This window comes from Streptococcus mitis (genome assembly GCF_946188615.1).
GTDB lineage: Bacteria > Bacillota > Bacilli > Lactobacillales > Streptococcaceae > Streptococcus > Streptococcus mitis_BZ.
Genome location: NZ_CAMHVK010000012.1, coordinates 1 through 14005, shown reverse-complemented (window position 1 = coordinate 14005; position 14005 = coordinate 1). Strand labels below are relative to the sequence as shown.

Sequence of the window (14005 nt, the reverse complement as noted above, 5' to 3'; positions counted from 1 at the left end):
GAAAGTGTTAGCCGTACCATCCATTATGTTTACGAAGATGGAAGCAAGGCTAAGGATGATGTGGTTGAAACACTGAACTTCAAACGTTGGAGCAATGTCAACTTGGTAACAGGTCATATCGACTTCCAAGACTGGACAACTAATGATGATACGTTTGATAAAGTGGTATCACCAACCATCGCAGGTTACACAGCGGATAAATCAGAAATCCCAGCTGTAAGTGGAGTTCAAGCTAAAGACCAAGACCGTGTTGAAACAGTCACTTATCGTAAGGATGCCCAAAAAGCTGTTATCCGTTATGTAAGTACTAACGGTAACCGTGTTCTCACAACAGATGAAGTGACAGGTAAGTCAGGTGAAGCCATTGCCTACAGCACAACAAGTCAAATCACAGAATTCAAGAAACAAGGTTATAAGCTTGTCAGCGATGAATTCACAGCAGGTGGTGCGAAGGTTTATGACTACGATACAGCACGTGACCAAGTCTACACTGTAACCCTTTCAGAACGTGTTGAACCAGTTAACCCAGATAACCCAACTCCACAACCAAACACCCCAGTCAATCCAGGACAACCAGATAGCCCACGTTGGCCAGGAACCGTTGAAAACTTGGATAACAAGGAAAGTGTTAGCCGTACCATCCATTATGTTTACGAAGATGGAAGCAAGGCTAAGGATGATGTGGTTGAAACACTGAACTTCAAACGTTGGAGCAATGTCAACTTGGTAACAGGTCATATTGACTTCCAAGACTGGACAACTAATGATGATACGTTTGATAAAGTAGTCTCTCCAACTATCGCAGGTTACACAGCGGATAAATCAGAAATCCCAGCTGTAAGTGGAGTTCAAGCGAAAGACCAAGACCGTGTTGAAACAGTCACTTATCATAAGGATGCCCAAAAAGCTGTTATCCGTTATGTAAGTACTAACGGTAACCGCGTTCTCACAACAGATGAAGTGACAGGTAAGTCAGGTGAAGCCATTGCCTACAGCACAACAAGTCAAATCACAGAATTCAAGAAACAAGGTTACAAGCTTGTTAGTGATGAATTCACATCAGGTGGTGCGAAGGTTTATGACTACGATACAGCACGTGACCAAGTCTACACTGTAACCCTTTCAGAACGTGTCGAACCGGTTAACCCAGATAACCCAACTCCACAACCAAACACCCCAGTCAATCCAGGACAACCAGATAGCCCACGTTGGCCAGCTAGTGTCCATGATTTGGATAACAAGGAAAGTGTTAGCCGTACCATCCATTACGTTTACGAAGATGGAAGCAAGGCTAAGGATGATGTGGTTGAAACACTGAACTTTAAACGTTGGAGTCGTATTAACCTAGTGACTGGTCAAATTTTCTTCCAAGACTGGACAACTAATGATGATACGTTTGATAAAGTGGTATCTCCAACTATCGCAGGTTACACAGCGGATAAATCAGAAATCCCAGCTGTAAGTGGAGTTCAAGCTAAAGACCAAGACCGTGTTGAAACAGTCACTTATCGTAAGGATGCCCAAAAAGCTGTTATCCGTTATGTAAGTACTAACGGTAACCGTGTTCTCACAACAGATGAAGTGACAGGTAAGTCAGGTGAAGCCATTGCCTACAGCACAACAAGTCAAATCACAGAATTCAAGAAACAAGGTTACAAGCTTGTTAGTGATGAATTCACATCAGGTGGTGCGAAGGTTTATGACTACGATACAGCACGTGACCAAGTCTACACTGTAACCCTTTCAGAACGTATCGAACGTGTAACACCGAAAGATCCTAAACCGCAACCCAACACCCCAGTCAATCCGGGACAACCAAATACACCAAATTGGCCAGGCACTGTTGAGAGAATGGAGAAATTGACTCAAACAATAAGTCGCCGTATTAACTTCCGTTACCTTAAAAATGGAAAAGCTGCATATGGAACAATTGATCAACATATCAGCTATGAAAGAAATGCTCTTGTGAATTTGGTATCTGGTGATATCCATTATGAACAATGGAAGATTACTGGAATTAAGAACCAAGATGTTGTAGCTCCAGTAGCATCTCAACCATCAGTTACGAATAATGGTGAATCAAGAGTTGCTAGATCATCTAGAAGCAGACGAGCTTTGTCAGAAGTAGCTCCAGTTTCAGAGAATCTTTTAGCTACACAAGTTAATAATTCTCAAGTGTCTCCAGTAGGCTTAACTGTGACTGAAAATGGTGAGCGTTCTGTACGCCGTTCATCTAGAGGTAAGCGCGCTGCTGCAGCAAAACCAGATAGTTCAACTAATTCAGAAGCAAATTCATCCGTGAATGCAGTGTTCAAAGCTGTACGAACTCCTGTTACACCAAAATTTTATGCTACTGTAAATAAAGTAGGAACAATGGAGGTTAATCCAAATTCTCCTCAAGATACAGAAGTTAATGTTGACTTGAAAGAAATGGGACGTATTGTAGCAGTCAATAATAAAGGACAATATATCAATAAACAAGGAGAGGTTGTACAAAACATTGAAGACGCTCTCTATAAGTACTATGATAATGATCCAAACGATGCAACAAAAGCAGCAGAAACAAAAATTCCTGAAGCTCCAAAATTCCATGTATTAAATAACGAGCAACCAACTGTTTGGGGATATAATATTGTTGACAAGACAATCGAACCAAATGACGAATCTGATCCTGATCGCATCGGAAAAGATACCTTTGTAACATATAACGAAATTATTGATTCATTAACTAAGGAAACTGAGCAAACTGTAAGCTTTACTGGTGCAGGTTCTGCAACTCCTAAAGATAATGTGCAAAATGATTTTGTCTTCAAGGGATCATATAATGAAGCGACTAAAGAAACAACTTGGGAAAATAAGGACCATACCTATGGAACAGTTAAAGTACCAGTTGTGATAGGGTATTTCGCTGATAAAGCAGAAGCTGGTGCTAAGACAGTTACGCCAGATTTACCAAAAGCAACAGATACAGTTACATATAAAGTTTTGGGTAAAATCATTCCAGTAGATGCTTCTGGAAATGTAATTGCAAATGCTCCTCAACCACAATACCTGAATGATGCAAATGATCCTCGTAAAGCTGGAGAAACAGCAGTACCTGAAATTGTAGGCTACAAACCAGAGCGTACAAGTGTTACACCTGAAAACCCAGGTGAAGATACAAAGGTAACTTACGTCAAGACAGAACAAGTTGCAGTTGTTCGTTACATAGATGTTGATAACAAGGATGAAGTCGTTCATACAGACAATATTACTGGTAAATCAGGAGAAAAGATTGCCTATACGACAGAAACTGTTTTGAAATCGTTGCTTGAAAAAGGGTACTTATTACAGGAAGATGGTTTCCCTGCGGATGCAACTTTTGATACAGATGAAACAAAAGTTCAAGAATATACAGTCCTATTGAAACATAAGATCACTGTTAAAAAAGATACTCCAAAACTTGTGGAAAGAACGATTCATTATGTATTTGAAGATGGTACAAAAGCAAGTGAAGATCACCATGATCAAGTAAGCTTTTCACGTATGTTAAGTATTGATAATGTAACAGGTAAGACTACAAGTACATCTTGGGTTTCTGAAGATGGAGTGACAAGTTTTGACGAAGTGGTATCTCCAAGTATTGCAGGATATAATCCTGATCTTGCTAAAGTGGTTGCGGTTCAAGGAATTACAGCAGAAACTGAAAATCAAGTTGTAACTGTAACGTATAGAAATATTCAACCAATTCCACAAGTTACGCCAACTCCAATTCCGACTCCGACCCCAACCCCACAAGTTACGCCGGATCCAGTACCGACCCCAACTCCGGTTCCAACTCCAACCCCGGTACCGACCCCAACTCCAATTCCGACTCCAACCCCAACTCCACAAGTTACGCCAACTCCAGTTCCAACCTCTACCCCAGCTCCAAAAGTGCCATCAGCAGTTCCAACTCCAAACTCAGCTCCAAAAGAGGAGGAAAAAGAACTTCCAAAAACTGCGGGTCACTCTTCTGGTATGGCTCAAGTTCTAGGAGTACTTGGCCTATTTGCTGGATTCAGTTTAGTTGGAAAAGCAAAACGAGATGAATAAAATCAAAATAAAACTCTAGACAACAAAATATTGGAAGTGTAGTGTTTTAGGGAGTGAGAATGTATGTCAATACAGCATCAATTCCACTCTCTTTTTTATCATAAAAAGTTAGAGAGAAAATATATGTATTCAAGAGTAAAACGGAATCAAATGAATAAGGTAAACAAGTATTCCATTAGAAAATCAAGTTTTGGTGCAGTATCTGTTGCTGTAGCTGCCTTGATGGTTTTTGGTACTTATTCAAATGTGAGTGCAGATGAACAGAAAGTAGATTCACATCGCACTGAAAAAGAAGAGCAAAAAGTCTCTGAAAAACCAGAAGAGACCAAGCAAGAGAAATCTGAGGAAAAAATAGCAGAATTATCTTCAACTCTTCAAGCTCCAGTTTTGGAAAAAGAAGAATTAGATGTCAATGCCCTTCTAAAGAAGGAAGCAGAGTCTAAAGTGGCAGCTGAGACAAAAAATTCTGACTCAAAAGAATTAATTTTTAAAGATGTAAAACCCAGCGAAGAAAAAAATACTTCACCTGCTTCAAGTGAGAAGGTAAAGGAAGAAAAATCAGTCGAAAAAACTACCTTGGAACAGGTTGTATCAGAAGCAGAAGTTTTAAATCAAGTTGCTGTTCGTTATGCTCAAGAAGCAGATCGTAAAGTTGAAGAAAAAGCCTTGGTTCAAGAAGCTGTTAAGGCAGCAACAATTCAGATTTCACAATCAAAATCCTTGTTGAAAGATTCATATGTTAGTGCAGAAAATCTTAAGACTCAATTAAACCAACTGTATTCAGCTATTGAAACAGTTTATACTGAGTTGCAACGTGCAGGACACGGCAAGAAAATTAGCGCTAGTCTATCGCCAACTCAAACACAAGATGTAGCTATCGATAATGGAAATATTATTGCCAGTGGTACAATCGATATGGCGGATCGTGTGACTTCAACAGGTATTGCTGATTATCGTTTCCAATTAAAATTTAAAAATGGTGCCTATCATAAGGGGGATATCTTCACAATTGGTTTGAAGGAATTACCGCAAGACAATAATCTTCCTCAAAAATTGGTTGCTGAAGGTAAAGTATTTGCAGAACGAGTGAGTCTGGTTCAGAAAAATGATAATGCCAAAGCTGGAAGCCTTTCATACTGGGCTTCACGTGGAGATCGTGACGTTGCTTTGGACACAAAAGAATCATGGGATTTAGTTGACAAAGGGAGTCATATTGAAGCAACATACCGTTTTACTGACGAAATTGAACGCTTAGATGATGTTACTTTTGAACTTCAATACAGAGGTGGAATTCGTTATCCTCGAGTGAACGTGGATAAGTCTGTAACTGGTGTTATTTCAGTTAATGGTCAAAATGTAGTCACTAAGAATTACACTGTGATTAAAACAGATATAGGAGCACCTAAAGTTTATGATACACCAGCTACAGCTAACTTCACAGGTGATGTTATGTTGGATGATGATGGTAGTATCAAAACATATAACAGCACTCTTCGTATCGGAACATGGAAATCAAACTTTAGTGCAGGGACCCGTTTCACCGTTCGTATCAATGATACAGAATTCAATAAGTTTGCTACTGTCGGTGAATTTGTTGAACGTGGTGCCCACAATGTCGAAATGATAAATACTAGCCCTGATACATCAAGAACAAGGGTAAATCGTCATAATGTTATTTTGGAGGCGCCTCGTGAAGAACCAGGTCAACATGCAAAATTTAAGATTCTTAAGGCAGCAGATAATGAATTAACCTTTGAATTGGTATCTGGAAAGATGTTGGCTGGAAGAACTTATGTATTACGTACAAAAGATTTTGGAGTTGATCGTGTTCCGACAAGTCACACAGTTAATTATCTGAATGAAGCTAGAAATGGTTTTAAATCGAATGTTCCAGGGACATTGACAGTGGTTGATGCCAAAGGTAAAAATCTTACAGACCAATACGAACAAGCTGCTGATTCTGACTGGAAAATTGCTAACCCAGATATGGTTAGAACAGATGGACGCCTTGTATATGGAGATGTAGCTGTTCGCTTCGTTGATACTCAAGGGAAAATGCTTCTTCCTGCCATTGCAGCGGTGGAAAATGGAGGTATCCTTCAAGACAAATTCACTACTGTAAGACCATCTACCAAAATTGATACTAGCTATGTAGCTACTTTGGAGAGAAATACAACTGAGACAGAAGTTCAAGAAAACAAAGGAATTCAAACAACATCTATCACAGCACCTTATTTATTGCATTCACCAAATGGTAAATATTATGTCTTCAAAGAGTATGCACAGAATGATCGTTTCTATAGCAATACGAAGACATCTGGTACGATTACACGAGCTCAAGCCAACGTGGTAGCTGTGTACGAAGAAGCTAAATTTGGTAAAGTTGATATTCAGTATCGTGATAAAACAAGTCAAGCTATTTTAGAAACATTCAATACACCACATGATAAGAGTTCAAATCTCATTAACTTATTGGGAAATAACTATGATGTGACTGCTAAAGTTCCTGAGCGTTTCGAAAAAGATGGTGTGGTATATGTCTTGTCGCAAACACCTGCTAATAGTAAGGGACATTTGACACAGGCTGATATCCATGTTGTTTATGATTATGTTGCTCAACAAAAGGCGTATGTTAAATACCTTAATCAAACAGAAACAAGTTCTAAGGTTTTAGGAAATGTGGACAGTGTTGTTGGTCTTCCAGGTGAAACAATTGCTTATAATTCAAAAAATCGTATTAATCAATACCTAAAACAAGGATATGAATTAGTACATGATGGTTTTGCAAATGCTAATGATAAACGCTTTGACAGTGAAAAACAAACTGATCAAGTATTCTCAGTTCAATTAATCGAAAAAGTTGTGACTGTCACAGCAGATGATCCTAAACCAATTGCTGGAAATCCATTAGTAGTAGGAGACGCATTGACACCTGTTTGGCCTAAATCTGTTGAAAACTTAGATACACTGAGAAAAATGACCAAGCAGACGATTCACTACAAATACCAAAAAGATGGTAAACAAGCTTTCAAAGATGTAGTTCGTTCTGTAGTTTTTGAAAGAGTAGCGAGAGTTAACCTCGTTACTGGTGCAGTTATTTATGATAATTGGAAAATCACAAGAATTGATGATAAACCAGTAGCTGCAGTGGATACGACTGTTCATAAACCAAATGTCACTCCACAAGGAGTAACAACTATTGCAGCAACTCCTTCTAGTCTAGGTAATGGAATTTCTATCAAACCAGTTTTGAACGTTCCGAATCCAGTTGTTGCATCATCACCAATTGTTACAAAACCTGTTGTACCGGTCAAACCAGTAACACCGGTTAAACCAGCAGTGTCAACTCCGGCTAAGCCAGCACCTGTAGTTCAACCAAAACCGGTAGCACCATTAACACCAGTCAAACCAGTAGTTTCGACACCAGCAACTCCAGCGCCTGTTGCCACACCACAACCAGTAGCTCCAGTAAAACCAGTAGCACCAGCACCGGTAACACCGGTTAAACCGGCAGTATCTACTCCAGCTACACCAACACCTGTAGTTCAACCAAAACCGGTAGCGACTACTGATTCAAAACCTAGCTTAACTCCAGCTGAAGCCTTGGCTGCAATTAAACCAACAGATTTTTCTTCACAAACATCTGTTAATAAGAAAACAGAAACAAAACCTGTTCCTGGTGGAACGGCTACGACTACAACTACAACGACAACCACTGTTACCTCAAATGCGGCAACAGCGGGTCCAACAACACCGATTGTCACTATTACAACAAATGAAACCGAAACTCATTCAGAGGTGACAAGTGTCATTCATACTGGCACTACTAGCCACACGCATGTGGTCGGAGTTGTTACAAAACCAAATGTAGTTGTTACTCATCCAAAACCAAGTGTTCAGCCTAAACCGCATTTAACGAGACCTCATCATGGACCAGTACACCATGTTCCTTCACGTCCAGGTAAACAAGTTAAACCAATTAGAACTGGACCAGGAACTCGTGGTCATGCTAGAAGACATCGCTAAATATAAAGTGTTAATACTGATTTAACTAGTAGGATAGTATAATCTAAATAAAATAGAGTTTATAAAAATGAGTAACTTAATATAAAAGTTGCTCATTTTTTGATAATAAAATGAATTTAGTAATTTTCTGGATTAGTAAATTATTTTTACAAAAATATAACAAATCTTATAAACAATATATTATATATCGAAAGGGTTTGCATATAAGGAAATAAAAGAATATAATATATACAAGAAGTAATTTTATAATTTGAAGCAAGGAGTTCTTAATGTTTTTTAATCGAAAAGGAATCAATCAAAAGAATTGGCGGATGATAAAGAAAGGGAAGCATTTTCTTTTTGGGTGCACTCTTTTTTTGGCTACCGGAGCAGTGACGATACAGAATCCACATCTTGTTCATGCTGATGAAATGGTTGCGTCTCTGAATGATTCAACTAAAGTTAAAGATGAAGATCCGAATAGTGACAAGATTCCAAACGATGTGGAAAATCATCCACAGGTAGAAAATCCTGTTAAAGAATCAGATAAGATTTCTGAACATGTTCCAGAAGAAAAAATTCTTGAAAAGTCTTTAGAGCATCCAGTCAAAGCTGTGGATAAAACTGCTTTAAATGAATTAATTGAAAAGATTAGGAACACTGATTTACAGACTAAAACAGCTAAATCAGTTGAAAATCTTAATCTCTCTTTGTCGCGTGCGCAAGCAGTCTTGGATAAAGAAGGTGCTAGTCAGGATGAGATAGATAAAGAAGTTCAAGCTTTGTCTGAATCATTTGCTCAACTGGAAGAGAAAAGCAACGACATAGACAAAAAAGAAAAGCAAGCAGACAAAGCAAACGATAGTGATGAAAAGAAAAATCCTTCAACAGAAAAGATCGCTAAGGTTCAGGCTCTTGTTTCAGAAATTAACCAACTGGCAGGAGAAATCAGTTATGAATTCAGTGAATCTGAAAGCAAATCTCTTCAAGTATTTGCAGATTTATCTGAGGGAAAAGCCACTGAGAGTGAAGTTGATGGTGCTCTAAATGAAGCGAAGAGCCTCCGCAACAAAGTAGCTAATAGAGTAACTCGAGCACAATCTGGGAAACGTGATCCACGGAATGGAAAACCAATTGATGGTAAGGGAGAGAGTGGGTTTAGAGCTATTTGGATATCGTCAATTGCTAACAAATACGAGGGTAGTAATGCGTTAGTAAACGAAAATAAAAAAGAATTAACTTTTTATAATTCAGATACTCTATTCTCGGTAATGACAGCATATGGTAAAAGAGGAAATGGAGAGCCATTAGTAAGATATCCGAATGGCCCTAAACGTGGAGAGGAAGATCCTACTCCGTATTATGTAAAAAGAGTAGGAGTTATAAGTGGTCTTAATCAAGTTAAAGGTTTAAAACTACGTGTAGCTTATAAAAATTTCCAAACAGGAAAGAAAGAAGAAGTAGATATTGCTGCTAACTATTGGAATGTAAATAATCCTGAAGTGCAAATGGCTCTTGTTGGAACTATAGGTGATGGTGGAAATGTAACACCAGGTACTTATCATATTACAATTGGAGCAAATGGGACACATAAACAAAATACAATTACCTATACTTTGACTATCAAACCTCAAAGTGAACGTAATACTGTTAGAGATTTAACGCCAACTTATGTGGATGATGTCCGTCATTTAACGGAAACAGAAAAAAATGCTTTGATTGAAAAATTTAAAGCAGAGCATCCAAATGTGGTTAATCGTGCGAATCATATCGACTTTGACCATGCTGAGGTATCAGCTGATGGTGCAACAATGACGATTCATTTTAAAGATGGATTCAACCCTAAAACCATTCAAACAAATGCGACAAATGATGTAGAAGCGAAACATTCCAGTTTGACTGCTTATTTTGGGGATTCAAAAGAATTATATACGAATCCAAGAGAATTAGTACGATCAAAAACAGGACATGAAGTACCAACAACGGCTCAGGTAACGTATAAAACACCATTTAACTTGCAAGAAGCAGGGACAAGAAATGTTGTTGTCACAACAACTTATGAAAATGGAGTAACAAAAGATGTAACAACTCCTTATACAGTTTTAGATTTTCTAGGAAAACAAGATAAAAAAATTAATCAGAATCAGTCTGGTCAACTAGGGGATGCTAGAAATTACGTGACAGTTTCAGATAATTCAGCAGTTCCAGGAGAATTAACAGTTCGTTGGAAAGGTGGCTCTTCTAATGTGGATACCTCTGCAGCAGGTGTACAACATAAAGAAATCGAAATTCTTCGTGGTAGTCATTTAATGAAAACTGTGAATGTCCCAGTTGAGATTGTAGATAATATTAAACCGACAATTACTGCCCCTGATAATATTACATTAACGAGATTAGAAGGACTACCTAGTGAAATCAATATTCACGCTCAAGATAATGATAAAGGAGTAGGTCTCAAAGAAAGTAACTCTGTAACGGTTGACAATCTACCGAATCCATTATCTTACAATGCAAAAAAATCAAAAATTGAAATTAATGGCGTTATTCCAAATAATTTCCAACTTGGTAAATCAAGTATTCAAGTGACTGTTAAAGCGGTTGATAAAAAAGAAAATACTGCGACTAAAAATATTACTTTCCATATTCAATCTCAAACACAAAAATATACAGCAGTTGCTAATTCTCAAATTCAAGAAGTGAGTTATGGGGAAGCGCCTGATGCAGGAACAAGTATTCAAAAAAATGGGCTGCCAACAGGTACAAGATACGGATGGGCAACACAACCTAATACGGCAACAGGCCCTGGGGATCAAACCGAAGTCGTAACTGTAACCTATCCAGATGGCTCAACAGATACAGTACCTGTAACCGTGAAAGTCCGTAAACTAAGTGATGAACATATACCAACTGGAAAGACAATTACTGTGAATCAAAATGATCCAGTAACGAATGATAGATTAAAAGCAGCAGTAACAGTGGATAATGGTGGAACTAGAAAAGTCAAGTCAGTTACTGCAGCGCCTATAAGCACTGTGCATGCAGGCTCACAAACCATAAAAGCGACAGTAACTTATCTGGATAATACCACTGATCCAGTTGATATTCCTCTAGAAGTAAAAGACGTAATTGCTCCAACAATTCAAACACCAACAGAAGGTCAAACATGGGAAATCACAGCATTAGATAAGACATTGCCACCTATTAAAGTAGCAGTTGCTGATAATCCTGGAGGAAGTGGAATAAAGAGTATTGTTCCAATGAACTTACCAAGTTTCTTGAAGTATGATAAAGCGACAAGTAGCATCGTTTTCCAAGATGGAGAACGTGAAGTTCCAAAATTGTCTGGAAGAACTCGAACTACAAGAAATATAACATTACGTGTGGAAGATAATGCAGGAAATAGTAGTGAACGAACATTTAGTATTACTCACATGCCTATGGCTGAAAAGTATAATCCACAAGCGAATGCAACGATTCAAGAAGTGAGCCATGGTGAAACTCCTAATCCGAAAACAAGTGTGAATACAGCAGGATTACCGACTGATGCTCAATATACATGGAAATCTGCACCAGATACGAATAGACCTGGGGATAAAACGGGAGTGGTGAAAGTTACTTATCCAGACGATTCAGTAGATGAAGTAACGGTTACTGTAAAAGTACGTAAGTTAAGTGATGAGTATGAACCTACAGCTACAAAAATTGTCAAAAATCAAAATGATACTGTTTCAGATCAAGACTTAAAATCTGCTGTGACAATTAATAAAAACGGTAATAGTAAGGTTAAAACTGTTACTACTATTGGAACAATTAGTACTGTTGACGCAGGGAACAAAGAAATTTCTGCAACGGTAACCTATCTTGATGATACAAGGGATACGGTAAAAATTCCTTTAGAAGTAAAAGATGTGACGGCTCCAACGATTCAAACACCAGCGAATGGTCAGAATATCGATTTAATTGCATTAGATAAAACTTTCTCTCCAATACAAGTAACATCTAATGACAACGCAGGAGGAAGTGGTGTTCAATCAACAACGGTAACAGACTTACCAGATTTCTTAACTTATGATGATGCGAATAAAACCATTAAGTTTAAAGATGGTACTCAAGAAGTTCCAAAATTACCAGTTGGTACAGATTCTCAAGCCCACACGGTTACGATTCGAGTAACAGATAATGCAAACAATAGTAGTACTTCACAATTAACTTTTACTGTGAAATCAATGACTACCAAATATGATGCAACAGCTAATCCTCAAAAACAAACAGTAAGTTATGGTGAAACTCCAAATGCAGAAACAAGCGTGAATCAAACAGGCTTACCAGAAGGAACAAGTTACGCTTGGAAAACGATACCAGTAACGACAACGCCTGGAGAAAAAGACGGAGTAGTAGAAGTAACCTATAAAGACGGTTCAAAAGATACAGTAGATGTAAAAGTTACAGTAAAAGAATTAAGTTCAGAATATGAAGTAACTGGAGCACCAATTGAAGTAAATCAAAATGATCCAATTTCTAACGACGACTTAAAAGCGAAAGTAACTGCAACTTCAAAAGATGGAAATATTAATGGAACAGATAAGATTTCAACAGTTACAGCACCTACAATTAGCACAGCAAACTATGGTGAACAAAATATTACTGCTACAGTAACTTTCAAAGATGGAACAACGAAAGAAGTAACAATTCCATTGAAAGTTAAAGACGTGATGAAACCAACTATCTCAGCACCGGCGGAAAATACAAACTGGGAGATGACTGCTTTAGATAAAACATTGCCTCCTATGAAGATTGAAGCAGAAGATAATGCAAACGGTAGTGGAATTAAAAACGTCACGGTGACTGGATTGCCTGATTACTTAGAATATGATAGTACAACTAACGCTATTAAATTCAAATCAGGAAAACAAACAGTAGAAAAACTAGCTGAGAATACACCAAGTCAAGAATTTACTTTAAACATTCGAGCAGAAGACAAAGCAGGAAATGTCAGCGAAAGAACTGCGAAAATCACTGTATCTTCAATGAGTGCGAAGACTAATCCTACGCCAATTCCGCAGAATACAAGTTATGGACAAGTTCCTGATCCTAATGCAAGTGTAGATAAAGCAGGATTGCCAGATGGAACAAAGGTGACGTGGAAAACACCACCAGTAGTAAATACACCAGGCGCAACAGCTGGTGAAGTAGAAATCACTTATCCAGATGGCTCAAAAGATGTAGTGACAGTAAATGTAACGGTTAGAAAAGTAAGTGAAGATTTTACAGCAATTGGAACACAAATTGAAGTAAATCAAAATGTATCAGTTACTCCAGAAATGTTAAAAGGAGCAGTAACTGCGACAAATGCGCAAGGTGAGAATGGAAATTCTAAAATTGCAACCGTGGAATCCAAAACACCAATTAACACTGAGGCGTATGGAGACCAAACAATACAAGCAAAAGTAACATATATTGATGGTTCAGAACAAGACGTTACAATTCCATTGAAAGTAAAAGATGTTACGGATCCAACAATTCAAACACCAGCAGAAAATACAAACTGGGAAATGACGACTTTAGATAAAACATTGCCTCCTATGAAGATTGAGGCAAAAGATAATGTAAATGGTAGTGGAATTGCTACTATTGAAGTGAGAAATATGCCTTCATTCTTAACATTTGATCAAGCTTCTGGAACAATTGTGTTCAAAGAGGGTGTTAGAGAAGTACCGAGAATTGATTCTGACAATGTAATGTATGGTGTAACGATAGTAGCTAGAGATAAAGCAGGAAACTCTACATCGAAATTAGTGAATATAACAGTTTCATCAATGCGTGGAAAATACAGCCCAACCGCAATAGCGCAAGAAGTGGACAATGGACACGTACCAGATCCAGAAACAAGTGTAAACAAAACAGGCTTACCAGAAGGCACAACTGT

At 38.1% G+C, this 14005-nt stretch carries 3 protein-coding genes; all 3 read left to right on the top strand.

The features are described from left to right. A partial coding sequence (locus OCF95_RS09670) for a mucin-binding protein (protein WP_261105322.1) occupies positions 1–4074 on the top strand: 4074 nt, incomplete at its 5' end. A 123-nt stretch (positions 4075–4197) separates the two neighbouring features. Beyond that, positions 4198–8100 carry a mucin-binding protein gene (locus OCF95_RS09665; RefSeq protein WP_261105321.1) on the top strand — a complete coding sequence of 1301 codons (3903 nt, stop codon included), beginning with the start codon at positions 4198–4200 and terminating at the stop codon, positions 8098–8100. 269 nt (positions 8101–8369) lie between these two features. After that, positions 8370–14005: Rib/alpha-like domain-containing protein (locus OCF95_RS09660; protein WP_261105320.1), on the top strand; the 5636-nt coding region annotated here is incomplete at its 3' end.